Origin of the sequence: Sulfodiicoccus acidiphilus (assembly GCF_003967175.1) — an archaeon.
Lineage (GTDB): Archaea > Thermoproteota > Thermoprotei_A > Sulfolobales > Sulfolobaceae > Sulfodiicoccus > Sulfodiicoccus acidiphilus.
On record NZ_AP018553.1, the window covers coordinates 1350078 to 1374671 of the forward strand.

The following is a 24594-nucleotide window of genomic DNA, read 5'->3' on the forward strand; positions in this document are numbered from 1 at the left end:
GGCTAGCCCACGAGATGGGAGCGGAGATCGAGGAATTAGAGGAAGGGAGACTTGTAGTGAACGGGCTCGAGGTGACGAGGTCCTCACCCAACCTGAGGTCGGTAGATTTCTTCTTCCCCAGGTCTAGAGGGAGGGAAACTCTCCTACTTGGCAAGGAAAGAGCCATCCTCCTGGACAGGAGAGGTGTTAAAGTGATGAGCGTAGAAAGGGCGGTGAAACATTTGGCTTCCAGGATGTTGGAAACCGAGGTATCGAAGCGTGAAGCAGTCCGAAGTGAGGCGGAGAGCCCTTAACCTCTTAGTAAGTAAAGGTTCACTACCTGGTACTCGACTCTGGTTGGGTAGTGGAGGATTACCCCTAGGTAACCTCCCTCGTAGATCGTGCCAGGTGGGGTATTGTAAGAGTAGACCACGCCGGTGAGATTGTAGTCTAGCTGTACTTCGACGAAGTGAACTCCGTAAGGAACGGTCAGGTTAACCTGCTCCGGACTAGTCTGTCTGGCTAAGGCAACCGAAGTGTTGGCGTTCACTATGTAGAAGGAGGAGAGGTTTGTGAGGGTGACGTAGACCGGACTGTTTACCTCCAGTGTGAGGTAGCTCACCCCTCTAGAGTAGGAGAAGTTATAGAGGGATATGGAAGTTCTGACGCTCACCGAGGCTACCTGGGAAAAGGTGACGTAGATCTGGCTACCGTTCATGTAGCCACTGACGTAACCCGTCACGTCCAGTGGGGAAGGAACGTTTGGAATTAAAGGGAGGCTTACGTTGAACGGCCGATCGACTTCTGGACGCGTTAGGTTGACGCTCTCGTTGAGCTGTGGGAGCTCTACCTCTCCTCCTACTGCCTCCATGGGGAGCGACGAATTGAGGTAGAGTTCCACACTCACGTTTCCGCCCGTAACGTAGACTCCCACAACTTCCACGGTGGGAGGTGGGAAACTGGCACGCTGGACGTAAACATGTGAACCGGTGTAGATCACTGCCGCCACTGATAGTGCCACCAGGATCAAGGCCGCCACTAAGAAGGTCCTGAACTCACTGTCCACAAGAGATCACTGGAGAACCAAATAAAATTCGGTTCCCTACCGCTGAAGTTCAAACCTTGTGTATGCTCACCTCCTAGAGACCTGAGGGCATGTCCCAAGGGAAGAACGCACTTGCGGACGCGATTGTAACTATTCCGGAGGCCTCTAATAGATGTCGATTAAGGAGAGCGTCTCGACGCTTCCCGCGTAGCTCGTGATCTGAGGAAGGCCGTATAGTCTATTAGCATAAGGACCTAGTGAGGTCTCTTACTACGTCTTAAGCTGGTTCAAATAGGAGGCCGTCCCCCACAACGACCGCTAACCAGTATGGTACCCTCGGCCAACCGGTCTAGAAGACGATGAGAGCTGAGAACGTTAAGGTTTCGATGGTAGGTACGAATAGACGCTCACTCCAGACCAGTCGTGGCATTCAGTAATTCTGCGACCCTACCATGGCTTTCGATGTACCTACAAGGACCAACCGCATTGGTACGCTTGAGCTTAGCTTGCCAAGTCCTAAGAAGAGCTAGAACACTCCACCCAGGACCCATTCCACGATCGAGGCCGGCCCTGCAGGAGCCACCATCTCTACGATGCCGAATGGGGCTCGGTTTCCACTTCTTCAGGTATTATTGAAATGAATGGATCCCAGAACTTGAGTTCTTTCCTTGATTTAATAAGGAATAAATGTATTTAAAATTTTAATTTCTTTTCATCACGATCAAAGGGAGTACAAGTGCATAGTTTCGTAATGAGGATTAGTAGAAAGTGACAAGAAATACTAAAGTGTTCAGTCTCCTCCGAAGCCACCCATTCCTGGCATACCGCCACCGGCCTCTGGACCTCCCCCTCCTCCTTGTGGTGCCTTCGTCGGTGCGGCAGCTATGATATCGTCTATTTTCAACACTGCTGTGGCAGCCTCAGTGGCGCTCTTTATGACCTGTTCCTTGACCCTCACCGGATCCACTATGTTTAGTGCTATCATGTCGTCGGCCAGTTTTCCTTTCATCACGTCAACTCCGCTGTTTGAAAGTCCCTTGGAGTGTTTGTTCCTGAGCTCCACCAGAGTGCTCACGGGCTCTAGACCCGCCGTCTCGGCTAGGAGCAAGGCCATCTCCTCAACGGCCTCTGCGTAGGCCTGAACAGCTAGCTGTTCTTTTCCACCTACTTGAGTGGCGAACTGTCTCAGCTTGTAGCTCACTTCCTCCTCTACTGCCCCTCCTCCTGCCACTATGCTTGGGTTCCTCAACAGGTTCCTGAGCGCGTGAAGGGCGTCGTTTATGCTCCTCTCGGCCTCGTCTATGGCCATGTCGTTTGAGCCCCTCAGGAGTACATTGACGACCCTCTCCTTCTTCACTCCTTCTATGAACACCATCTTGTCGTTACCTACCTTCCTCTCCTCCACGAGGTCAGCGTAGCCTAGGTCATCCTGAGCGGCGTCCTTTACGCTGCTTATTATCCTGGCGCCGATGGCCTTCTCCAGCTTCTCGATGTCGCTCCTCTTCACCCTCCTAACGGCCATTATGCCCTTCTTGGCCAGGAAGTGCTGGGCTACGTCGTCTATACCCTTCTGGCACACCACCACGTTCGCCCCTATTGCGGCCAGTTTGTCTACCATCTCCTTGAGGTACTTAGTCTGCTCGTCCAGGAAGTTCCTTATCTGCTCTGGGGAGGTGATGCTTATCTTGGCCGTGATCTCCGGTTTCTCGACCTCCAGACCGAAGTCAACGACAGCTATCTTGGCCTTCTCGACCCTCCTTGGCATGGCAGCGTGTACAACCTCTTTGTCCAAGATGAGCCCCCTCACTAGAGCGGAGTCTTCCAAGGAGCCCCCTTTCTTCTTGTCTATCTTTACGTTGTCCATGTTCACGTTGTAGGTTCCGTCCTCTCTCCTTTCCGCCACACCCCTTATGGCGTCTATCACGAGCTGCACCAACTTGTGGGAACTCTCTCCCACCATGAACTTGCTCGACAGGGTGGTCTCCACCACCTTCCTCATGCCTTCCTCCGCTTGCTTGGAGTGCAGGTCAGTCACGTCCACCTTAACACCTACTTGGCTGATCGCCTCCAACGCCCTCTCCTGGGCCCTCTTGTACCCCTCTATTATTATCGTGGGGTGGACGTTCTGGTCGAGGAGCCTCTCCGCCTTCTCCAGGAGGAGGCCGGCCAGCACCACCGCGCTGGTGGTGCCGTCCCCCACCTCCGAGTCCTGGGCCTTGGCCGCCTCCACCAGGAGCTTGGCCGCAGGGTGCTGTATCTCCATGTCCTTGACTATTGTGGCGCCGTCGTTGGTTATGGTGACGTCGCCGAAGCTGTCTATGAGCATCTTGTCCAGCCCCTTGGGCCCCAGGCTGGACCTCAGTATCTCGGCCAAGGTGCGGGCCGCTATTATGTTGTTCCTGAGGGCGTCCCTGCCAGTGGACCTGGAGGTGCCTTCCCTCAACATTATTACTGGTGTTCCACTTGCCATGTTATACCATCCACCCCCCATTGTTTCGGTCATATAAAACATTTTCTAGGGTACCATAGTGCTCCAGTAGGTTCACTCTGCTCAACCTTAGGCCCTTGTGTACTACCAGCGGGCTCCTTGAAGTCAGGAGCCGTCGTGTTCCTTCAAAAGGATGGGCAAGATCATCAGTACGCCCATGGCTTGGGCCAAGCTACAGTAAATGCACACAGAGCGTATCAGTAACTCCGTGTAGACCAAGTAGCCCACGAAGACAGTCGCCAGCACCCAGAGGTAGGGTACAGTCCACCTTCCCTTATTCCAATTCCACAGGAACGCTACCAACAGGAACCATACTAGTCCCAGAAGGGCGACGGGAACCCCAAAGAAGTGAGAGAAGGGACTGAACTCTACTTTCGCACAGTCTACTGGACCGGAAACGCCACAGAGGCTGGGAGGTTTACCGACCTCGGTCAGGACAAGTAGGTAAGCGGAGTCAGCAGCTCCCACGGTCAACAACGCGTTAGAGAGGGGTCCCGCAAGTTTACTCCCTTTCTTTTCCAAGCTTAGAGCACCCCTAAATCTTGACCTTCAGCTTCTTTAGCTTATTTCTAACGTCGAGTATGAATATGTTGTCGTGGGGGCAGTCGTCGATGCACTCGCCAGCACCGATGCACTTTAAGGCCTTGAATTCTCCCCTCTTTACGAAGGAAGACCTCATGTCTGTTAGGCCCACCGGGCAGGCCTTGGCGCAGTCAACTGTCCTGCACTTGAGGCAAATCGCTGGATCTTTCGCCTTCACTCTAAAAGGCCCTAGGTAACCGAAGAACTGGTTGAAAGTCCCCCAGCCACATATTCCATGAGTGACGCAGGCGTAGTCCCCCAGGTAAGGAGATGCCAAGAATTGAAGGTACCACAGGAAGTTGAAGTAAAACGCGGTGGCTACCATTGTGGGATCGTTGCCCAGTATCGAGAAATGGATCACTCTCAGGGAGTTCAGGAGGGAAAGCACTGCGAAGGTGAGGAGTGTGGTCCAGGTTAGGGTAGAAGAGACCTTAAACGCCCTCGAGATCCTTGAAGTTAGGGTTTTTCTCCCCAGTCTCGACGTCCTATTGTACTTCTTGAGCGAATCCATGAAAGTACCCTGGAGCATGTAAGGGGCAGTGCACGTAACAGAACATATTTGCCTAGATCCCAACATGAAGGAAAGAACCGCAGTTACCGCGTAAGTCCCCAATAGCCCGATCAGGAGGGATGGCTCGACGGGGCCGAAAGTACCTAGCCCGTTGAACCAGGAGTACGGGATAGCTGGGAATTGGGAAGCTATAGGAGAGAAGGAGGGCAGATATATGCTGTAGACCCAGTAGGAAACGAACATTAGGACGAGTCTTATCTTGTTCCCCTCTTCTTGGTCTCCCTCACCTTGTCCAACACTAACGCACCCAGCCACACACCCATAGCTACCATGAACCACGGGCTCCCCGTCACCGTGACCAGGAATGATAAGGTGTCCCAAATTGCGCCTACGAAGTTCCACTTGACGAAGCCGAGGGCCAACTCGGAAGAGACGTTCGCGACCCCATAGAAGTTCACGGCCGTAGCCGAGAGGAAGGATGATGTTAGGGCCGACAGCAACATCGCAGCTGTCAAGAGCGGAGAGTCTAGGTAATTTCCCGTAAAGGAGCTAGGCCTCACGTACCTCAGAGTGTAGTAGAAAAGAAGGAGGGGCGCTAACACTAGTGGAAATAAGTCGAGAGCCCTTGTCGCAAGTAATCCTGCCACTCCAGCTAATAGAGCTAGGTGGTCCGCCGATCTTCCTAAGTTAACTGTGCTTCCCCTGTGTCTGTAGAGGTAGAGAAACTCGGTTCCCACCAACGAACTTACCAGAATCGAGACTGTCATTAACAACGTGATATATAGAGGGCTTAACCAAGCTGCACATATCGCGATCCCCACAGCCCCACTCATACGATCTCTCCTCATGTGTAGCGAAGTCGAGACCACAGTCCATCCAGAAATCACTAAAGCCAATAATTCGGGCCCATTTATATATCTATGAGCGAGATAATTCAATAATTCTGTAACGGCGTCTCCATAGAAATACATGGACGGAGCGAGTAATGTAAAGGCTATATGGATGTGTAAAATCTCTTTTTACATTCGGGCAGGGAACCTCTCATTAGGCGTTAGGTGTTTTCTAACACAAGTTTTACACTTAACCGAGTCTCTTAACTGCTAATGAAGTCGCGAAGAGCAATTTCAAATACCGTATTCGCAGCCGTAACTATAATTTTAGTAATGGTTGCGGCCCTAGGGTTCGGACTTTACTTGACGATGCCTAGGACAGTCACCGTGACTAAGCCGGTGATTATGAATCAGACAGTTACTAAGACGATATACCTAAACAGGACAATTTACGTAAACAGAACTATAACAATTCCCGAAGCCAAGGCAATTTCTGGCGCCTTCCTGAACAGCCAGGTCATAACTTTCAACTACACGGCCCAGTTCATGTGTACACCAAATCTCATTCAATTCTTCCCAAACCAGACTCAAGCTAACCAAGTAGCCATGGGCTGTGAGGTTGGGGCCGTCAACTCGTCTGCCTTCCCAGCTAACGCAGCTCCGGTCTACGTGGTGGTTCCAGCTTTCGCTGGCATCTCCATATTCGGTGTCCAACAATTGGGTGCTAACCCGTTGGGCTTCCCGGTATTCCACTACAACGGTCAGAACTACACGGTGGTGACCCAATGTGGGGCCGCAGGCACACCAACCGCGTGTCCAGACCACATGACCTACATATACTCCCCGGCATTCACCGCAGTGGAACAGTCGCTGGGCATAAAGAACGGTGTGTTCGGCCTACCTGAGGGAGTCCTGCCCACTCCGGCCCACGAACACGTGGTTACCTTCAGCACTAACACCTCCATCCCCTGGTATGTAGTGGTCGTACTGGACTTCAACCCCAACATATTCCCCAACCCAGTCACTGGACAGTGCCAGGCCATAGTTCCCTCTAACCAGAGTAGTCCCACTGGACTTTGCTTGAACTCTTACAGCAACGTGCAGAAAGCCCTCCATACCTACGATAGCGCTGTGATGACAGCCAACCAGGCCAACCCCATATGGAGTACATTGCTTAAGAGTTCCTTGGACGCTGTGGAGGTTCCAAGCAACATGGTGCTGTACTTCAGTGACCCTTCGACATATCCGTATCCCCTATAACCTAGTCCAGGTGCATTAAGGCCATGTCGAAAAAAGGTAACCTAGCTGTTTTTTCACTTGTAGTGGTAGTGGTTGTTGCGTCCCTAGCTTATGTGGAACTCCAGTCATCATCACTATCCTCAGGTCCCATATACACGAAAGTAGCTCCGTCGGTTGAGCTCCAGCTGAGAACACTTGCCTCCACAGGCTACTCTATCTACGATAGATCCTACGACTCTTTCGCAAACTTCATCGGTAACGGATCGGAGCTCACGTACGACGGTAGGCCAGTGGTGATATTCGTGGGGGCAGAATGGTGTCCCTATTGTGGTGCGGAGATGTGGCCACTGATCCTGGCACTTAGCAGGTTCGGAAACATCAGTGGCTTAGAGTACATGTTGTCGAGCTCCACCGACGTTTACCCTAACGTACCCACCTTCACTCTAGTCAACGTGAGCTACACCAGCCCTTACATATCCCTATTAGAGTACGAGTATCAGGACAGGAACCACAACCCACTCCAGGCCGTCCCTTCGAACGTTTACGCCCTATGGGAAAAGTACACTTCGGGCGGAATACCGTTCATCGACGTCGCTAATGTCTACATCGACGCCGGCTCGACAGTGAATCCGGCCCTTCTGTCGGGCAAGAACTGGACGTACGTACTAAACACCTTATCCAACGACCCCAACTCCACGTTGTCGAGGGAGATATACTACACTGCTAACCTCTTGACGGCTGAGATATGTCGAGTTGACGGTAATTCTCCTTCCTCCGTTTGCTATCAGTCGGGAGTACAAACGATGGAGGCGTACCTATCGCACTTCCAGGCAACTAACGTAACTACATACGTATCCTCGACACAGCTTATCTCCAACGCAGTCTCAATACCAAACAGCGCCCAATTCGCGATCTATCGATATCTGACTACACTACACGACGTGGAACTGGCCTCTAACCCGTTAGCGATGAGGGAACCAACCTCAATTCTAGGTCAGTTCCATCCCACCCCTACCTCCATTCGTCGACCCATCTCGTCCCTTCGCTTCCAAACAGCGAGAGGCGTCCGTTATAGTACAATACCAACGGAAACCCCTTTATTACGTAATAAGAGACTTCAACCACCCGTTCTATTGTCATATCTAAATATATTTCTGGAGCTAACGCAATAACTAGAGAATAATGTGGTGATTTTTCTGGCAATTACCATCTCTAAATATATTTCTGGAGCTAACGCAATAACTAGAGAATAATGTGGTGATTTTTCTGGCAATTACCATCCAAATCTATTCTTATATTGGAAGACAACAGGATCCAGGGGAGTTTACCTTTACATAGGAAGAGAGTTACCTACTTCCCATCACTTCCTTAGCTACCTTAACAGCGTCTTGAGGTGTAACTCTCTTTCCTTCCCCTGCCATCTCCTTCACCCTCTCCAGGACTATCCTGACCTTGTCGTCTGGAAGTTCTATCCCTCCCTCCCTCAACATGGTCTTCAGTCCGTGTATCCCGCTGTGCTTTCCCAACGCGATCCTCCTGAAGTTTCCAACCTCCTCCGGAGTCATGGGCTCGTAGGTCTCGGGGTTCTCGAGGACACCGTGAACGTGTATTCCAGCCTCGTGGCCGAAGGCATTATCCCCTACAATGGGCTTGAAGAAGGGAACAGGCATACCCGTCATTTCCGAAAGCATCCTACTGGTGTCGTAGAGCATCCACGTCTTCACGTTTACCTCGAACCCTCCCAGCTTCTTCAGTGCCATGACGACTTCCTCTAGTGAGGCGTTTCCAGCCCTTTCTCCTATGCCGTTAACTGTCACGTGTACCTGAGAGGCCCCTGCTACCACCCCCGCCACCGAGTTGGCAGTGGCGAGTCCGAAGTCGTTGTGGCAGTGGACGCTCACTATCCTACCCTTACTCACAGCCACAACGTCAGAGATCAGCTCCCTCATTCTGAATGGGTCCATCACTCCCACAGTGTCTGGTATGTTGATCCTGTCCGCGCCTGCGGAGATAGCGGTCCTCACGGCGTGTAGCAGGAATTCCCTGTCTGTCCTTGTAGCGTCCTCTGGGCTGAACTCGACCGTGACTCCTCTGTCCTTCGCATACTTTATCATTGTGTATATCCTGTCCTCCACTTGCTCCCTAGTCATCTTCAGTTTATACTTCAGGTGTATGTCTGAGGTGGCAATGAACAAGTGTATGCTTTCTACTCCACTCTCCAGTGTCCTGTCTATGTCTTCCTTCACCATCCTAGAGAGGCCAGTGACTTCTACGTCCTTACCTACTAAATTGTTGATCTTCTTCGTTGCCTCGAACTCGGCCGTCGACGAAGAGGGGAAACCCGCCTCAATCACGTCCACCCCTAAGTCCCTCAACCTAACCGCCACTTTGAGCTTTTGATCGACGGTCAGGTCGATGTTAGGGGCCTGCTCTCCATCCCTTAAAGTAGTGTCGAAAATACGTATTCTCCTAGAGAATACGATTACCCATTTTTCCTCGAATAGGACATGCCATAAACTGGCATATAAATGTTTCCGACGTCTCATAGGCCGAAGCGAAGAACCGTAAACATCTCCTTCTGGATTCGCACCTCTCCCCTTTAGTGATATGTGTCCCGATCAAATTATCCAGTAGACTCAATGATCCTACCTCATTTTGGAAGCTTCACAAGTACCGATAAGGTATAGTTTTCATCGGATTCCACGACATTAGGTGTGGATACTTGACCCTCGGGCTTAACCAAAATCGCGACTACGTTCATCACCTCCGGTGGGATCAACCAGATCCACTTCACCGTGGCGAAAAAGAGGTAAGGAAACCCGCCTCGATGTTGCTCGGGTAAACCCGCAGCCACCTATCCGAGGAGAAGCTGCACCTAAGAGTCCTGTCGACCTTTCTGGGCTCAACCGCATTTGGAGCAGGACTCGAGGTGAAGCCTCACCTCCCCAAATTAAGGGATCGTAAAGCGATTCTTTGTACTTAAACGCGTGGGGTACGATACCCCGAAAGGTCTTAGACCTTTTCCATGACACAAAAGGAACGAAAGCCCCCCTTCTAGGGGCGAGGTAAAAGTTTTTAAATCTCCGAATGTTTAAATTTTTTGTAGAATAAAACGTGTCCCCCGTAGGGGGGATGCCCGACAAGGGCTCTACACATCCCCGAGTCCCGAGGATCTGGGAGTGGAGGGCAACTCCCAGTGAGGGATAGGGGTAATGAGCTGAAGGCCCACCCCGTGGTCCACCTCTGGACGAACGGAGCGGGGTGGGTAGTTCCCACAATCTGCGAAGCGATGAAGGTGAAGGCGGTAAACCACGAACCCGTGATCCGCCCTAAAGGGGGGGGGGGAGGTCAGAGGAAGCCATCAGCGTCTTCAAACACCATTGCTTGTCGAGTTTCTCTGGAGCTAAAAATGTCACGATGTAAATCCGTTCGCCTTAACCCCCGCACTTTTAATATTTCCCCCTCTCTTACTACTTCAGACTCTCATTGCTCACTCTCCACGGACACTCCATGATCTCCTTGGACTCGGTAACCGTAGACCCCCACGACGGGGGGAGCATAGGTCTTCCCAGGCCGGTCGCTGAGGCAGAAGTCTGTTTAGTTACTCACCCCCACTACGATCACGATGCCTGTCACCTCGTCGGTGGGAGACAGGTGGTGAGATTCTACGGCTCCGCAACGTTCTCTGGACTCAAGGTCTCTGGACTTAGGGTATATCACGACAGGGAGAACGGGAGGAGGAGGGGGGAAGTCTCCATCTATTCCCTCGAGAAGTCCAGTTTCAGGCTGGTCCACTTGGGTGACCTAGGGCACTGGCCCTCTGAGTCCACGCTAAAGGAGATTTCTTCTCCCGACCTACTGGCAGTGCCGGTGGGGGGAGTGATAACGATAGATGGAAAGGAAGCTGCTAGGCTCGTGAGAACGGTGCAGCCGAAGGCAGTGGTGCCCATCCATTACTGGGTGAGGGGACACCTAATGCCTCTCGACGATCCCACCACGTTTCAGCAGGAGCTCGGATGGGAACAGAAGACTACCAAAAACTTACGAGAGGACGAGATATCTTCCAAGACCGTCTATCTACCTGTCTAAATCTTTATCTTCTCGACCCTAGCGAAGGGAACCGTCTCCTTGTTGAGGTCGTCCTTCACTAGGCTCTCTAGAGCCCTCCTTATCACCTCGCTCCTGTTGTAGCCGTGTTTTATGGCGTACCTGTCTAAAAGCTCCAACAGGTCCTCCTCGAGCTTAAAGGTAACTACGCGCATCTTATGTCATATATATACTTATCGTTCCTCGGCTTAAGTATTTTCTGGAACGATATTATTGTAGTCCTATAGCAGGAGGCCTACTGAATTAGAAAGATTAATATAAAGCTACTCCGTATATTTCTCATAAGAGGTCCTACATATGCCAACCATCCACCTCTCCCTTCCTGAACAGCTCTACAGCGAGCTGAAGAAGAGGTCCGAGGAGATGGGAATACAAATGACCGATTTGGTGAAGGTCATGATAAGGAACGCTCTGGAGGGGAGCGTGGAGGATTCTTCCAACGAAAATACAGGTCGCTTGGAGGAGAACATAGCTTTCTTAGAGGCGAAGGTTGCCCAGATGGATGCCCTAATAGGGGAGCTCCTGAGGAGAGTCAAGTCCCTGGAGGAAGAGAGGGAGTTGACAGAGGAAGAGGCGGAAATAATTAAAGGGTGAAGTTAGGAGAGATAGTTGGGCCTATGTGAATTGCCCTCGAGTCACGAGGGTCCGTGAGCATAGGAGGGTCCCAATTTCTGGAGGACTGGTAGAGTGATGTAGCAAGGGACGTTCTGAAAGGGTGAAGAGTGTTTTTAGGCCTGACTAAATTAGAACTAAGCCCCTCGCAGCAACGAGGCCCATTAAATACGAATGCCCCTGGAAAAACTTCACATTACTATCAGGGTGACGGTCCTCAGAATGGAGGGATTCCTCCTGACTTCAGCTATTATCTTGTTCAGCCCCTGGAGGTCCTTGTTTTCTAGTTCTGCCACGACATCATACTCGCCGTACACCGCGTTGGCCTCCTTCACTCCCCCTATCTTCCTAAGGAACTCCACCACTTCCGTCTCCTTCCCCATGGCGGTGACGATGAGAATGTAGGCTTTCACCTCTGACTTTTGACTACTCATGTAAGTAATCTCTTCTTCACACACTAAAAAAATTACCTAAAGAGTAACTTCTCTGGGTCTAGCAGTCTAACCGAGAACCAAATTAAGAAGAGCGATATTAAAAGGGTCCCCACCACGTAGATTCCAGCCCCCACGTACAGGCCGGCAGCGAAGTCCACGAGTGCGGCGCTCAACTGCACGTAAGGCACAATGAGGAGGAGCGATCCTGGGAAGGACAGGGCCGTGAAGTTCAGGAAGAGCGATGAGAATGAAGCCAAGAGTATGAAAGTGAAAACCAGTGTAGTTATCAGTTGGGCGTTCCTCGTCGACCCACCCAACAGCATGAGCACTAGGACGCTCAGGGAAGCCGTCAAGAGGACGGTCTCGATGTACACCAACACCACTATTCCCAGGAAGGGAAGGGCGAAGTTGAGGGAGGTGTGGGCGTAGAGGTTCAGGGCCACAGAGAACACCAGTATCCCTATTACTTCGCTCAGGGACGATAACACACCTAAAAGCGACCCGGTCGCCACCTTGGTTAATATGAAGGAGGAGGGCCTCATTGGGGTCGATAGAAGAGATTCCAACGTCTTCCTCTCCCTCTCCCCAGTTATCCCCTCCACTATAAAGAACACCGCCGGAAGGGCCGAGGGGAAGAGGACCAGGGACAGGACCTTGGTGAACTGAAAGAGCTGATCTTGTTGTTGTGAGACTGGGTGGTTGTTGGGAGACCTGTAGCCCAACAGGATTCCGAGCGGGTTAAATATTGCCTGAGGGGATACGTCGACGTGAGCTTCCCGGGCCAGTGAGGCGATCCTTGTGAGGGTCACGTTCTCCGACAGGTTGAGGAGGGCGTTCTCGACCACAGAGAGGGCGCTTGATCCGGAGCTCACGCTTACGTATATCCTGAGGTACGCAGTAGAATTGATCTCGCTTATGTTCCTGTAGAAAGAGTTGGGGAACATCAGGGTGACGTCGGGAGTCACGTTAGGATCGTTGTACACCACCCTCGCCCCCGAGGAGGAGATGTACCTACCGACGTACTTCACGTAGGGCTGGTTAAGCGGGTTCTGGTTGACTATCTCGACTACGGGGGGGTGCACTATGGACGCAAGAAGCACTCCTCCCACCAGTGGCAACATCACTAGAGGAAGCAAGATCGAGCCCAAGAGGAGCCTCCTGTCCCTCTTCAGGTCCAGGATCTCCTTCCTAAGGAGTTCACGAATCACTCCTACCACCCGAGGCCCTAAGGAATACCTCCTCCATGTCGTCGGTAGAGAAGGCCTCCTTGAGTTCTCTTGGGGTCCCCTGAACGGCCACCATCCCGTCGTTGATGAGTACTACGCGCTGGCAGAGGTACTCGACCTCCAACATGTTGTGCGACGAAAGCACTACGGCCCCCCAGAGGAGGGAGCGTCCCTTATGGTCCTCCTGACTCTCACGGAAGACTCGATGTCTAACCCCGAGGTTGGCTCGTCTAGTATGGAAAGGGGGGCCTCAGTCATTAGTGTCCTAGCTATGAGGAGCCTCCTCTTCATCCCCCTGCTGTACTCTGACGTCCTCCTGTGAAGGGCCTCCCCTAAGGCTGACAACAGCGCTCCCCTCTCCACCATCTTCGCCGCCCTCTCCTCGTCCCCTCTCGCGTACAGCGTGGCGTAGAATTGAAGGTTCTCGTAGCCCGTCAGTCTCTCGTAGGGGTAAGCCTCCTCTGGAAGGTACGCCACTTTACCCTCAGTCCTGGCCTTCCCAGGGGTGGTCCCCGCGACCATCACTTCCCCCTGATAGTTGGTTATTATACCCGCCGCAACTCTGAGTGTGGTAGTCTTACCTGCACCGTTGGGGCCCACCACGCAGGTTACCTCCCCCGCGTTGGCCCTGAACGTCACCCCGTGCAACACCTCCCTCCTCCCGAACTTCTTCACCAGTCCAGTAATATCCAGGACCGCCCCCGAGAAAGTACTCACAAGAGGATGTTGGGAAGTGCCTATATAATTCGTTTTCCAAAGTTCGTCAATGCTGGGCGAGGTTAGGGACCGAGTCGCCGAAGCGCTACTCAAGCTCGGAGACAGAGCGGAGACCGTCCTCAGGGCTGCTCTAGAGGTCTCTGAGGCCAGGGCCGACCCACAGCTCGGGGACTTCGACTACAGGTCGGTAGCGGAGAGGTTGAGGTCCTCGGGGATGGGGGACCCCAAGATGGTACTTCGTGTACTCGAGAGGGACTTCGGCGTGATAGAGACCTCCTATCACTCCTACAACCAGCACTGGTGGAAGTTCGTGGACAGGGACCAGGTGATCGAGGCCCTAGGAGAAACGTCCATGGAGGATCCAGAGGTGCAGCTAGTGAGAATACAGTTCAACAGCCTGGGAGTGGAGGAACTCGAGAGGAAACTGAGATTCATGGCCACCAAACCGACTATAACCGACTCGGACAGGAGGTCCTTCAGGGAACTGGCCTTCGACGTCCTCCCCTCCCTCACAGAGCTCTACAGGAGGGCCTCAGTTCACGAATCTACAGCGTACGTCTGTGAAGAGGTGTTGAGGATCATGAACCTCGCGAACGTCGTATCCAAGAGGATGTCAACTAAGAGGACTCCGTTCGGTCAACTCAACTCACTGGGCCAGCTCAAGGAGCCTCTGAGAGATGAACCTCAGGGCCTCGTGAAGGACTGAGGTGTTATTGTAGGACTTGAGGACCTGTTCTAGGTCTGTCCTCCCCTTCATGTTCCGAGCCGCCTCCACCATAGCTGGGAAGGCGCGGACAACGTTGTCGACCACGGTGACGGTTGAGGTGACGGCCGTCCTAGAGAGCGGGTTCAAGTCGACCGAGACCACTTTCTTCCCCATTCTCACTAGGGCCTCTGTCCTGTCTCCGTCTTCCAGGGCCAAGAGGACCACATCTGCGGAGAATATTCCCTCCTTGTTCACCCTTCTCCTCTCGCTGAACAGCTCTGGTATTGTCTCGTCCGTGTCCCCGGCTCCTAACACCTCCCTCGCCCCGGCCCTCCTCAGGACCTCAGCCACCGCCTTCTCCCTCTCGGGCGTCCTGTAGAAGAGGTTCACCTCGATCCTAGCTCCAGCGACCTCACTGAGCCTCACTACGTGTTCCGGGACTAGCGCTGCGACGTTGCCGTTAACGGATATGACTGGCCTCTTAGCGGTAAGGAGTAGTGCGACTGCCGCCTCCACCGCCCTCCTGGCGAAGTCCTGAGTTGCCTCCCCCAACAGGTAGTCGAAGCACTCCCCCTGCCGTGGGCTATCAGTCCCTCAGGGGCCAGGACTCCAGACCGCATGGCCTCCACCAACTTCTCCCTGATCAACAGCGACTCCCGCCTCGGGTGGCTACTGGGTATCAACAAGGACCTGCTCCCTCCAGCATAGGTTCGTGCCTCAGGGCACCCTCTGGGGCCTCCCCTAAAAACATTATCAACCCCTTCTTCCTGAAGGCGTTGGGTGCAGGAGGAGGGAAGCCGAGCGAGGAGTTAAACTCCGCCGCCATCCGGAAAAAGGCGGCCAAGGTCCTCTCCTCGAGGAACTTCCTAATTAGGAACTCGGCGTTAGCTCCGCCCTCTAATATGATTCGGGTGGGGATCCTTTGGAGGGGGACAGAGTACACCGGGCTCCACTCCACCGGAACTGGTTCGGCTTCCCCCACTCCAGGGGCCCCGGGCGACTTCCTGTACACGACCCCTCCTCCTGTGAACTGGGAGAGGACGTCTCCCAACCCGTTCCCCGACAAGACTTCTGCCACGTGGGCTGTTCGGAGCGCTCTCCACCTGTTCACACCGTAAATCTCGGTTGCGGCCAGCGCGTAGGCCAAGCTGAGAGCCCCGCTTAACCCGTACCCGTAACCCAGTGGGACTGCGGAGTCGACCTCTAGCCTAACTTCGCCCAGCTCCTTCAAGTAGTCCAAGTTTGGTAGCTCTATGGACATGCCGTTGAAGGTTAGTCCTACCCCCCTCCTGGCCCTCGCCCTCATGGGTGGTCCCAGCGTCAGGCTCACCCCCACAGATCCAGTGGTCACTGGGTCCTCAGTCCTCCTCGGTGACCAAACCCCGGACACGTTAAGTGGCACCTTAACGCAAGTCTCGTCCACTGGGGCCCAAGGGCCGAGAAAGGTTAAAGGTTAACTGGAACCACTATGAGCTCAGATGATACTGGACGCCTCAGTGTTCAGCAGAGCCTTGCCTTGGGTAGATCAGCGAGTACTAGACAAGTTCCAAGATAACACGAAGGAGGTGGTGTTCGGGAGGGGAACCTCCATGAGGGGGGACGCCCTGAAGCACCTGAGGGCGAAGGCGGTGGGCGCTGCTAGGAGCCTTCCTGGAGGAAAGGTGGTCGAGGTGACCAAGGAGAGTTCGTTGGAGGGGTCAGTGGAGCACCTGAAGGTAGCGGCCGGAGCAACGTACGACGAGGTGCTGGAGGCCGCGAAGTCACTAGGGCTCGCCCCCGCCCTGATTCCCTTGTTCGGCAAGGGCACGGTTGGGGGTTTCGTTTCTACTAACGGCTCCGGCCTCGGCAGCTACAAGTACGGCTTCGTGAACTACTCTAGACGCTTGGGCACGCTCTTGGACAGGGATACGGCGGTGATAGGAGCAGTACCTTACCTTAGACTGTTGGAGGTGGACAGCGAGGTCGAGTTCGCGTGGAGTGCCATCTCCTTAGAAGGGGAATGGAGGTACTACTTACCCGAGAGGTACGCTGAGGTCCTAGGTGAGACTGGCAGATGGGTCGAACTCGAGTCCCTGTACTCCGAGGTGGGGTCACGGGTGTCAAAGACCCTTGAGGCAGGTTACATCCCCGTTGCCTTGAGGTACAACGTCGAACTCAGGGACAAGGTGAGCTCGCTTCAGTTCCTGGAGACTTACGTAGCCTACTCCATAAGGTACAACTCCCCCTCTAGACAGGAGGTGACCCTGGGGAGGATGAAACACGACGAATTGGAGAGGCTCTTCGACTTCCTCAAAGCGAACCAAGGGGTCTTCCCTTTCCCCTCCCTGGGCGACTACGAGGAGCATCACAAGGTGGTCATGTCGAGGTTCAAGTTCAACAGGCGAGTCCCCAAGGAGTTCAGGGAACTGCAAGGGGAGTTCCTTGAGGCCAGCAGGTGTGTAAACTGCTCCCTATGCTTGGATCACTGTCTGGCTTACTCCACTACGGGGGACATAGAGGACTCCCCGCTGGGAAAGCTGAACAGGGCGAGCGTGGGGGAGACTAAGTTCGAGGCGTGCTTCGGCTGTTGGAGGTGTCAAGAGGCCTGTCCCCAGAAGATAAGGATATCTGCGGTCACAGAGGCCCTCCCTAGGCTCGCACCCGACGTGACTAGGAAGGTGAAGATAGAGAAGGCCTCCCCTGGCACCTCGGAGCTAGAGGTCTCCCTGGAAGAGAAGTTCAAGAACAGACCACTTTTCGTCCTCTTCGCAGGATGTGCCCCTCAGTACGACCCTGACGGAGTGGAGGGTTTCCTCACCTTCCTAGACAGGGAGGGTGAGGTCCTCCCCAACTCCTTGTCTCCCAGAGTGAAGGTTGTCGATGGGTCTTGCTGCGGCTTCGACAGCTTCGTCCAAGGGGACCTGAAGGGAGCGAGGGAAGCCGTGGTCACCATAGTGAAGAGGTTGGAGGAGCTCGGGGCCGACGGAGTCTACTTCCTGTGCCCAGAGGGGCTCTACGTTTACAGTTCTCTAGGAGGAAAGAACGGCCACCTGGCCGTGGAAGCCATGAGGGGATTCCTCCCAGAGGACTACCACGCGGGCTGTTGGGCTAGGAAGCTGGGACTAGGACAGGGAGAGTACAGGTGCGCCGGCTCCTTCCTCGCCCAGTACAGGGGGGCCAACGTGAATCCAGGAAAGGAGGACAGGCCTACCCTCTGTCCCTTCTCGACCTGGAAGTTCGGGACCAAGTCGGTCTACGACCTCTTCGTCTCGTCTTCCTCCAAGGCCAAGGTCTCGCCCTCTTTGGACGACGATCTGAGGAGACTTCTGATGTCCTCCGTCGAGGTGGCCGTCCAGGAGTCGGGGGACGAGTTGGCCGGCAAGGTGGGGCAGCTCGAAATGGGAGGGCCCGCCTTCTTCAAGGTGATCGCGGTACAGATATTCAGGAAGAACCTATCCAAGGCCCTGGCCTCCAAGGCCCGGGAGTCCCCTGTAGTCGACATGTTGAGGGAGTCTCCCCGGGAGGTGGAGATCGCTGTGGAAAGGATCTTGGACCAGCTGAGGATCGAAGTGGCAAAGGGAGATTTCCCCGAGGGGCTCAGGAGCAGAATATCCTCATCTAGGGCCCTAGACTACAAGTACAAGAACACCGTGGAGTCCCAGGTCTTCCTGGACTTACTCAGGAAGGTGCTAGGGGACGCCTTAGGGGAGCAGATTGTGATCGACGCCCTGAGGAAGGCGGCGATCTCCTAGTCGAACTGGAACACGTACCTCTCGCCTTCCTTCTTCGCTAGCCCGTACCTCTCCAGCGCCGTCAGCAAAGGGAGCAGGCGCCTGGGAGGGCTCGGAGATAGTTTGAGTAGTTCCAGCGAGTCCCTGAAGGTGTAAAGGTTGTAGGACTCGTCCACTTTCAAAGACACGAGTCCCTCTAGGACCACGGCCGCTGGACCCGAGATAGCGTATCCCCTCTGCATCACCCTCTCGCAGAGTCCGCGCGACTCCAGGAGGACGTCCAGCTTTGAGTTCACCTCCCTAAGGAGGACGATAACGTCGTCCTCCCTCCTGCTTGGGGAAAGGGAACTGAGCAGATCACCCATATTACGGAGGCCTTCCACATATGTGTAGGAGAGTGCGATGAAAGTCAAAGTGCTTTACTTCGCATTCCTGAGGGACTTGGCCGGGGTCGAGGAGGAGACGGTGGAAGTGGACTGTCATAACTTGGATTGTCTTGTAAGTGAGTTGGAGAGGAGACACGGGAAGGCCCTGGGGAACGCTCTCAGGGAGGGTTACGCTGGGGTGAAGGTGGTGCCCCTAGTGAACTCCAGGCCTGGAGTACGGGAGCTCAAGGAGGGAGACGAGGTGGCCTTCATCCCCCCTCCTTCTGGAGGAGACCTGAGGAAGGAGGGCCTGGACTTCCTTGAGCTTCTGGCGAAGTTCAGAAGGGATGCACCACCTGACGCGGGTTCCATCGTGACCTACCTGGGCTTCGTCAAGGGGAGGGTCGAGGGGCACAGAGTGGACTCCCTGGAGTATCAGGTATACGAGTCCTACACCCTCGCCAGGTTCAGGGAGATAGAGGATGAGCTCAAGTCCAAGTACCCGGACCTGGTGAAGTTGGAGATACACCACGTGGTGGGCAAGAGGTCGCCGGGAGAGGACGTGATGCTCATAATGGCCATGGGCAGGGGGAGGGGGGACGCATTGAAGGCGGTGGCGGAGGCCGTGGAGCTAGTCAAGCACACCACCGGAATATGGAAGCTCGAGACTAGGGACGACGGGCAGTACTGGGTGGTGGCGGGAAACACGAGGGTGAGGAAGCAGTGAGGAGACCGGTGGCTCTAGTGATCGCTGGTCTAGACTCCGGGAACGGAGCGGGAGGGGAGACCGACCTGAGGGTCATGGACTCCCTCGACGTCCACGGGGTGTTAGCAGTCACCGCCCTCACGGCCCAGAACACCAAGGGTGTGAAGTCCGTTCTCCCCACTCCCCCAGAGTTCCTGAAGGTGCAGTTGGACGCCATCCTGGAGGACTTCAAGCCGTCCGGGGCCAAGGTTGGTATGGTGTGGGGCAGGGAGCAGTACTCGCTACTCTCCTCCGTCCTAGAGGGACTCGACAACGTAGTGGTAGACCCCGTTCTCAGAGCCAAGGACGGCACTCAGCTCATTCCGGAAGTCGAGGAGTACGTGAGGTTAATTGTCCCTAGGGCCACTCTCCTCACTCCCAATGCCTACGAGGCCCAGGCCCTGACTGGCCTGAGGGTTGAGGACGTCAACGAGGCCAAGGAGGCTGCCCGCGTCGTGAGGGAAAAGTACAATGTGAAGTACGTCCTCGTGAAGGGAGGACACCTCAAGCAGAACGTGGACGTCCTCTACGACGGGGAGAGGTTCGTGGAGTTCTCCAGACCCAGACTTCAGTCTAAGAACACCCACGGTACGGGCTCGATGCTGGCTTCTGCTGCCGCGTCCATGCTCGTCAAGGGACTCCCGGTGGAGGAGGCGGTTAAGTTGGCGGGAGACTTGACGGCCGAGGCCATCTACTTCGGGTTGGACGTCGGAGGGGGAATAGGTCCGGTTAATCCAGGGGTCCACCTGGCGAGGAGGGCGGAGAGGTACAGGGTTTTGGAGGAGATGCGCGACTTCGCCTCCTTCGCTGAGTCCACTCCGAACTTCGTCTCCCTGATCCCAGAGGTGTCGTCCAACTTGGCCCACTCTGTTCCTCCCCAACTGGTGGGCGGGCTCGAGGACGTCGCCACCTACTTGGGGAGGATCACGAGGTACGGGGAAAAGGTCAGGGTGAACTTGCCGGCCCTCTTCGGCAGGCCCACTCACACCGCCAGGCTCCTCCTCGCCGCTATCAGGGCAGGGGCCAACGCCGACTCCCTCATCAACCTGAGGTTCGACGAATCCTTCCTCGCGAAGTTCAGGGATATGGGGTACGAACCACTGGAGTTGAACAGGGAGGAGGAACCGCAATGGGAGGAAGGGAACACGATGCAGTGGCTCGTGAGGAGGGCGGCGGAGGAGAGGGGCGAAGTACCTCAGGTGATCTTCGACAGGGGAACCAAGGGGAAGGAGGCCATGATAAGGTTCTGGACGAGGGGGTTGGAGGAGATGAAGGATGTCCTTAGGAGGCTGGTGAGTTGAGACTGGAGCGAGCTCTCAGAGCCTCGAAGTCCCTATGCAGGACAGGGTGGATGCTTCGTGGGGTGCCGGGGGCCGAGGCGGAGACGGTGGCGGAGCACAGTTTCGAGGCGGCGGTGTTGGCCTATTTCCTGGCGGAGAAGTTGGCCATGTCTGGAGTGAGGGTGGACGCGGAGAGGGCCACGGCTGTTGCCCTCTTCCACGACATGGGAGAGTCCGTGATGGGCGACCTGGTGAAGTGGACGGGCAAAAGGGTAGACAAACCCTCTGTGGAGAGGGAGGCCTTCAGGGAGCTAAAGGTGGGAGAGGAGCTCTTCGCTGAGTACTCCTCGAGGCGCTCTTTAGAGTCCAGATTGGCGAAGCTCTCGGACGTGCTCTCGACCCACCTACAGGCCCTGAGGTACGCTCAGAGGGGGTACGACGTGTCGGAGATAGTTGAAGCCACGTCGAGTGAGCTCCAGGAGCTCCTCTCCGACCCAGAGCTAGCTCCACTGAAGAAAGAGGTCCAATCCCTGACAAACTTAAAATCGGGAGACCCGGATCCTCAGACATGAACCTAGGTCCAGGAAAGAAGGCCCCAGACTTGGTCAACGTAGTGGTTGAGATCCCCATGGGATCCAACGTCAAGTACGAGATGGACGAAGAGAGTGGAATGGTGAAGGTGGACAGGTTCCTCTACACGTCGATGGTGTACCCCTTCAACTACGGCTTCGTCCCCGGCACCAAGGCGGAGGACGGCGACCCCCTCGACGTGCTCGTCATATCGTCCTACTCGGTCGCCCCGGGCTCGTTCATCGAGGTCAGGCCTGTGGGAGTGCTCAGGATGACAGACGAGGAGGGCAACGACGAGAAGATCATAGGTCTCCCTACCCCCAAGGTGGACCCGGCCTACTCGAACGTCCAGGAAGTGAACGACCTGCCGGAAGTGGTGAGGTCAAAGATAGTTCACTTCTTCGAGCACTACAAGGAACTGGAGCCGGGGAAGTGGACCAGGGTGTCCGGCTTCGGGACCTCCAGGGAGGCCAAGGAGAAGATTAAAGCGGCCCTGGAGAGAGCGAGGTCGTGATAGCCGAGCTATTGCTCGCCTTGTGTTGCGCCGCTAGCTGCTCCTGGTTGCTCTCTCAAATTTACTACGCGTCCCACAGGGCCTTACCCCTAGAGGAGAGGCCAGGGCGAGCCAAGTACAGCGTAGTCGTAGCAGTGAAGGACGAGGAAGTGGAGACCCTCAACGAGCTCAGGGAATGCCTGCTCAACTTGGACTACGGAGATTACGAGGTGTTGGTGGTGTCAGACGACGCTCCAGAGAGGAGGGACGAAGTCACTCGGGCCCTGCGCGGCCTCAGGGTGCTCTTCCGCGACTCCCCGAGTGGTGGGAAGGCAGGGGCCCTCAACTACGCCAGCTCCTTCGTCACAGGCACACACTTAGTGTTCCTCGACGCAGAGGCCAGGGTGGGAAGGGACTTCCTCCTCACGTTAAGTAGGTTCGCGGGTTACGACGTCCTTGCCCTCCGCCTCACGGTCAGGAACGCACAGGGGCCCGTGGGTAGGGCGTATTCCTCCACCACCGACTTCTCCTTCAGGTCACTCTTCGCAGGGAGGGACTCGCTGGGGCTGTTCCTCTTCCCCAACGGCTCGGCCCTAGTCGTGAGGAGGGAGGTGTTGGACTCTCTAGGCTGGTGGAGGCCGACGATGGCGGAAGACCTCGACTTGGGGGTGAGGCTCGCCCTCAAGGGGGTGAGGGTGAGGTACCTGGACCTCGCCGTATCAACCATGGCCCCCCTATCCACAGGGGAGCTCCACAGGCAGATCTCCAGGTGGGGCTACGGTTCTGGGGAGCTGGCCCCCTTAAGCCTAAAGCTCCTTGGGATGGGGGTGAGGGGAATTGAAGGGTGGGCCTACGTGAACCAGTGGCTGCTCTATCCCCTCTACCCTGCAGCTCTCCTAATCTACAGCCTCCTCTCCCCGGCATTTGGTCTCGGTCAGCTCTCCGTTCTGGTCACCGCCTCGATCTACGGAGTCACCCTCTCGCTTTACGGGAGGTTCGTGAGGGGGGACCCAACCCTGGGCGTCCTCACCACCTTCTCAGCCCTCTCGGGATACGTGAGGGGACTCCTGAGGGTTCCCATGAAGTGGAAGGTAACTAAGAAGGCCGGCACTTCGGCTTCCTACCCGCTCTCCCTCTTTCTGTTCGGAGAGGCTCTAGGACTCCTGAGTCCGCTCTACGTCCTACTGGGGTATCCCCTCCAGTCCCTAGTCCTGCTAGGCCTGGGGGTCACCTTGGCGTGGAGCTCAAGGCCGCCATGGATGTGACCTTCCTCAAGGCGGCCTCTGGGTTGAGGCTGTACTCGATCACGTACTTCTTGAGTTCCCTGCTAGAGTTCCTGCTTTGCACTACCTCCCTGACTGTGGTGAGGAGCTTGAGGTACTGGGCCCTCCTCTCTATTTCCCTCGTCACCTCGTCGAACTCCCTGCCCAGCGCCTCCGCCCTGGACAGGAGGACCTTCGCGGCCTTCAGGTCGAAGCTGTGGGTGTCGTTGCTGGGTTCCCACACGCTCACCTTGGAGAACTCCCTGTAGGAGAGCACCTCGTCTATGCTCACCACCCTCCTCCTCAACACCATCCTCCCCTCTTGGGACAGGGGCAGCCTCCTCACGTTTATCACTATGTTCATCTCAGGTATCCACTCCTGGGGTATGTTCATGGGTTCGTTGAGCAACCTGTTCACAGCCGACTCGGCGTCCCTGGCGTGGAGGGTGGTGGCTCCTCCGTGTCCCGTCGAAAGTGCCTGGAAGAGCACGTAGGCCTCCTGCCCCCTTATCTCCCCCACCACTATCATGTCTGGCCTGTACCTGAGGGAGAGCTTCAGGAGGTCCATGAGGCTTATCTCCTTCCCCGTCCCTCCGAAGGCCTGCCTGGAGTAGAGTTGGACCCAGTTAGTCTGGACTAACCTCATCTCCGGTATGTCCTCTATCGTGACTATCTTGTTGGAGTCCTTCACGACGTTCAGGAAGGCGTTCAGCATTGTGGTCTTACCCGCCCCTGTTACTCCTATCGTCATGAAGGACATCCTCAGGTCCACTGCGTACCAGAGGTAGGCCGCCAGCTCGGGGGAAATCACACTAGACCTTATGAGGTCCAGCACCGTGATGGGGCTCTCACTGAACTTCCTGAAGACGAAGGACGATCCCGTCTTTGACACCTCCCTCCCGAAGGTGGCGGCCAACCTGTCCCCGTTGGGGAGCATCGCGTCCACTATCGGCTCCGCTACAGACACGGTCTTCCCCGCCACGGAAGTCAGCCTGAGCAGCGTCTGGTCCAGGAACTCCTGTCCGCTGTACTTAGCGCCGAAGAGTTCCCCGTCCTTGAAGGACAGGTTGGTTGGGATGTACTCGTAGTCCCTGTGGTAAACGTAGACCGGAAGTCCCAGGCCGTTGCAGGAAATGTCCTCCACCCTGTAGTCGGATAGGGCGGGCGTCAATACGCCGTAGCCGAAAACGTTCCTCACTACGTAATACATGGCCACCTTAGCGTCGGTGGTGAGCTGGTACTTCGGTGCCTCGGCCTCGAACACCTTCACGTCCCTCTTCCTCTCGTGCAGGGAGAGGAGGATGAAAGCCAGGTCCGGATCCTGGTTGGAGAGGAGGAGTCTCTCTATTTCAGAGATGAGGGTGGCGTAGAGGTTAACCACTTCTTGAGAGGGTTGAGGCTCCACCACCACGTACCTGTAGTTGCCCACTGTGTTGTCGTACCCTATGAAGACGTGTGGAACAGGTATCGCTAGTTCGACGTTCCGTGCCTCGAACTGCTCCCTGACACGCTGGGGGACGGTGGAGGTTATGTCCACTTCGTAGTCGCTAACTATGTCCCCGAACTCCTGCTGATCGTAGGATACAGGAAGTAGGGTGACGGGCAACCTCGAGAGAGGAGAGGTAGGAGGCCTCCTCTTCACCGCGCGAACTGGCAACCTCAAAGGTATAGAAAACTTCACTGTAGATGCACA

Annotated in this window: 26 protein-coding genes and 2 pseudogenes; 13 read left to right on the plus strand and 15 right to left on the minus strand. The window is 55.3% G+C overall.

Annotation, left to right across the window (positions count from 1 at the left end; all coding sequences use genetic code 11):
• The first annotated feature begins 14 nt into the window (after positions 1-14).
• Positions 15-293, plus strand: coding sequence for a hypothetical protein (locus HS1genome_RS07235; RefSeq protein ID WP_126450204.1), 279 nt, complete (start codon positions 15-17; stop codon positions 291-293).
• Here HS1genome_RS07235 and HS1genome_RS07240 read toward each other — a convergent pair.
• The 5 genes from HS1genome_RS07240 to HS1genome_RS12685 form a co-directional block, all read right to left on the minus strand.
• Positions 290-1045 (minus strand): hypothetical protein, encoded by a 756-nt coding sequence (locus HS1genome_RS07240; RefSeq protein ID WP_126450205.1) that lies wholly within the window; start codon positions 1043-1045, stop codon positions 290-292. The genes HS1genome_RS07235 and HS1genome_RS07240 overlap by 4 nt on opposite strands.
• Before the next feature lie 769 nt (positions 1046-1814).
• Positions 1815-3494: a thermosome subunit alpha gene (thsA, locus tag HS1genome_RS07245; RefSeq protein WP_126450206.1), complete on the minus strand. Its 1680-nt coding sequence runs from the start codon at positions 3492-3494 to the stop codon at positions 1815-1817.
• A 123-nt stretch (positions 3495-3617) separates the two neighbouring features.
• Positions 3618-4034, minus strand: coding sequence for a vitamin K epoxide reductase family protein (locus tag HS1genome_RS07250; RefSeq protein WP_229768297.1), 417 nt, complete (start codon positions 4032-4034; stop codon positions 3618-3620).
• Positions 4035-4047: 13 nt separating this feature from the next.
• A complete protein-coding gene (locus HS1genome_RS12680; protein WP_232018736.1) occupies positions 4048-4920 on the minus strand; it encodes a 4Fe-4S binding protein in 873 nt (290 codons plus the stop codon).
• Positions 4860-5438: a hypothetical protein gene (locus tag HS1genome_RS12685; protein WP_232018737.1), complete on the minus strand. Its 579-nt coding sequence runs from the start codon at positions 5436-5438 to the stop codon at positions 4860-4862. The genes HS1genome_RS12680 and HS1genome_RS12685 overlap by 61 nt, the downstream gene beginning before the upstream one ends.
• Positions 5439-5708: 270 nt before the next feature.
• Between HS1genome_RS12685 and HS1genome_RS07260 the strand changes: the two genes are divergently transcribed.
• Together HS1genome_RS07260 and HS1genome_RS07265 are read left to right on the plus strand one after the other, a co-directional pair.
• Positions 5709-6695: a hypothetical protein gene (locus HS1genome_RS07260; protein WP_126450207.1), complete on the plus strand. Its 987-nt coding sequence runs from the start codon at positions 5709-5711 to the stop codon at positions 6693-6695.
• Positions 6696-6718: 23 nt separating this feature from the next.
• The gene (locus HS1genome_RS07265) at positions 6719-7846 is read left to right on the plus strand and encodes a DUF929 family protein (RefSeq protein ID WP_126450208.1); all 1128 of its coding nucleotides are present in this window, start codon (positions 6719-6721) and stop codon (positions 7844-7846) included.
• 174 nt (positions 7847-8020) lie between these two features.
• On the opposite strand, the gene HS1genome_RS07270 is transcribed toward HS1genome_RS07265, so the two are convergent.
• A complete protein-coding gene (locus HS1genome_RS07270) occupies positions 8021-9220 on the minus strand; it encodes an isopropylmalate synthase (protein ID WP_126450209.1) in 1200 nt (399 codons plus the stop codon).
• A gap of 602 nt (positions 9221-9822) precedes the next feature.
• On the opposite strand from HS1genome_RS07270, the pseudogene HS1genome_RS12690 reads away from it, so the two are divergent.
• Positions 9823-10011 (plus strand): annotated as a pseudogene (locus HS1genome_RS12690) (RNA-guided endonuclease TnpB family protein); the annotation flags it as partial.
• A gap of 173 nt (positions 10012-10184) precedes the next feature.
• Positions 10185-10763 carry an MBL fold metallo-hydrolase gene (locus tag HS1genome_RS07280; RefSeq protein ID WP_126450210.1) on the plus strand — a complete coding sequence of 193 codons (579 nt, stop codon included), beginning with the start codon at positions 10185-10187 and terminating at the stop codon, positions 10761-10763.
• Here the strand turns inward: HS1genome_RS07280 and HS1genome_RS07285 are convergent.
• Positions 10760-10936: an aCcr1 family cell cycle regulator gene (locus HS1genome_RS07285; protein WP_126450211.1), complete on the minus strand. Its 177-nt coding sequence runs from the start codon at positions 10934-10936 to the stop codon at positions 10760-10762. The two genes, HS1genome_RS07280 and HS1genome_RS07285, sit on opposite strands and share 4 nt — an antisense overlap.
• Positions 10937-11078: 142 nt before the next feature.
• Between HS1genome_RS07285 and HS1genome_RS07290 the strand changes: the two genes are divergently transcribed.
• Positions 11079-11375 (plus strand): hypothetical protein, encoded by a 297-nt coding sequence (locus HS1genome_RS07290; protein WP_126450212.1) that lies wholly within the window; start codon positions 11079-11081, stop codon positions 11373-11375.
• A 209-nt stretch (positions 11376-11584) separates the two neighbouring features.
• On the opposite strand, the gene HS1genome_RS07295 is transcribed toward HS1genome_RS07290, so the two are convergent.
• Genes HS1genome_RS07295 through HS1genome_RS07305 form a run of 4 tightly spaced genes read right to left on the minus strand, consistent with a single transcriptional unit; the run spans position 11585 to position 13770 of the window.
• Positions 11585-11827 carry an Lrp/AsnC ligand binding domain-containing protein gene (locus HS1genome_RS07295; RefSeq protein WP_126450213.1) on the minus strand — a complete coding sequence of 81 codons (243 nt, stop codon included), beginning with the start codon at positions 11825-11827 and terminating at the stop codon, positions 11585-11587.
• Between the two features lie 32 nt (positions 11828-11859).
• Positions 11860-13035, minus strand: a complete 1176-nt coding sequence (locus HS1genome_RS07300; RefSeq protein ID WP_158613741.1) for an ABC transporter permease — start codon at positions 13033-13035, stop codon at positions 11860-11862.
• The gene (locus HS1genome_RS12695; protein ID WP_232018738.1) at positions 13025-13198 is read right to left on the minus strand and encodes an ATP-binding cassette domain-containing protein; all 174 of its coding nucleotides are present in this window, start codon (positions 13196-13198) and stop codon (positions 13025-13027) included. The genes HS1genome_RS07300 and HS1genome_RS12695 overlap by 11 nt, the downstream gene beginning before the upstream one ends.
• On the minus strand, positions 13198-13770 hold the full coding sequence (locus HS1genome_RS07305) for an ABC transporter ATP-binding protein (RefSeq protein ID WP_232018739.1): 573 nt from the start codon (positions 13768-13770) through the stop codon (positions 13198-13200). The genes HS1genome_RS12695 and HS1genome_RS07305 overlap by 1 nt, the downstream gene beginning before the upstream one ends.
• Before the next feature lie 49 nt (positions 13771-13819).
• Between HS1genome_RS07305 and HS1genome_RS07310 the strand changes: the two genes are divergently transcribed.
• The gene (locus HS1genome_RS07310) at positions 13820-14476 is read left to right on the plus strand and encodes a hypothetical protein (protein ID WP_126450215.1); all 657 of its coding nucleotides are present in this window, start codon (positions 13820-13822) and stop codon (positions 14474-14476) included.
• Here the strand turns inward: HS1genome_RS07310 and HS1genome_RS07315 are convergent.
• Together HS1genome_RS07315 and HS1genome_RS07320 are read right to left on the minus strand one after the other, a co-directional pair.
• Positions 14417-15159, minus strand: a pseudogene (locus HS1genome_RS07315) (4-phosphopantoate--beta-alanine ligase). The gene HS1genome_RS07310 and the pseudogene HS1genome_RS07315 sit on opposite strands and share 60 nt — an antisense overlap.
• Positions 15156-15899, minus strand: a complete 744-nt coding sequence (locus HS1genome_RS07320) for a GHMP family kinase ATP-binding protein (RefSeq protein WP_126450216.1) — start codon at positions 15897-15899, stop codon at positions 15156-15158. The pseudogene HS1genome_RS07315 and the gene HS1genome_RS07320 overlap by 4 nt, the downstream one beginning before the upstream one ends.
• A gap of 55 nt (positions 15900-15954) precedes the next feature.
• Here HS1genome_RS07320 and HS1genome_RS07325 point away from each other — a divergent pair, with 55 nt between their 5' ends.
• On the plus strand, positions 15955-18207 hold the full coding sequence (locus HS1genome_RS07325) for a 4Fe-4S dicluster domain-containing protein (protein WP_126450217.1): 2253 nt from the start codon (positions 15955-15957) through the stop codon (positions 18205-18207).
• Here the strand turns inward: HS1genome_RS07325 and HS1genome_RS07330 are convergent.
• Positions 18204-18599, minus strand: a complete 396-nt coding sequence (locus HS1genome_RS07330; RefSeq protein ID WP_126450218.1) for a hypothetical protein — start codon at positions 18597-18599, stop codon at positions 18204-18206. The two genes, HS1genome_RS07325 and HS1genome_RS07330, sit on opposite strands and share 4 nt — an antisense overlap.
• Here HS1genome_RS07330 and HS1genome_RS07335 point away from each other — a divergent pair.
• From HS1genome_RS07335 to HS1genome_RS07355, 5 genes are read left to right on the plus strand one after another with little or no spacing between them, the layout of a single operon-like run.
• A complete protein-coding gene (locus tag HS1genome_RS07335; protein WP_126450219.1) occupies positions 18589-19278 on the plus strand; it encodes a MoaD family protein in 690 nt (229 codons plus the stop codon). The genes HS1genome_RS07330 and HS1genome_RS07335 overlap by 11 nt on opposite strands.
• The gene (gene thiD / locus HS1genome_RS07340) at positions 19275-20597 is read left to right on the plus strand and encodes a bifunctional hydroxymethylpyrimidine kinase/phosphomethylpyrimidine kinase (protein WP_126450220.1); all 1323 of its coding nucleotides are present in this window, start codon (positions 19275-19277) and stop codon (positions 20595-20597) included. Before HS1genome_RS07335 ends, thiD begins: the two co-directional genes overlap by 4 nt.
• A complete protein-coding gene (locus HS1genome_RS07345; protein ID WP_126450221.1) occupies positions 20594-21148 on the plus strand; it encodes an HD domain-containing protein in 555 nt (184 codons plus the stop codon). The genes thiD and HS1genome_RS07345 overlap by 4 nt, the downstream gene beginning before the upstream one ends.
• Entirely contained in the window at positions 21145-21660 is a 516-nt protein-coding gene (ppa, locus tag HS1genome_RS07350) for an inorganic diphosphatase (RefSeq protein ID WP_126450222.1), read from the plus strand. The genes HS1genome_RS07345 and ppa overlap by 4 nt, the downstream gene beginning before the upstream one ends.
• Positions 21657-22904, plus strand: a complete 1248-nt coding sequence (locus HS1genome_RS07355; protein WP_126450223.1) for a glycosyltransferase family 2 protein — start codon at positions 21657-21659, stop codon at positions 22902-22904. The genes ppa and HS1genome_RS07355 overlap by 4 nt, the downstream gene beginning before the upstream one ends.
• On the opposite strand, the gene HS1genome_RS07360 is transcribed toward HS1genome_RS07355, so the two are convergent.
• On the minus strand, positions 22867-24582 hold the full coding sequence (locus HS1genome_RS07360) for a type II/IV secretion system ATPase subunit (protein WP_126450224.1): 1716 nt from the start codon (positions 24580-24582) through the stop codon (positions 22867-22869). The two genes, HS1genome_RS07355 and HS1genome_RS07360, sit on opposite strands and share 38 nt — an antisense overlap.
• Positions 24583-24594: the final 12 nt, after the last annotated feature.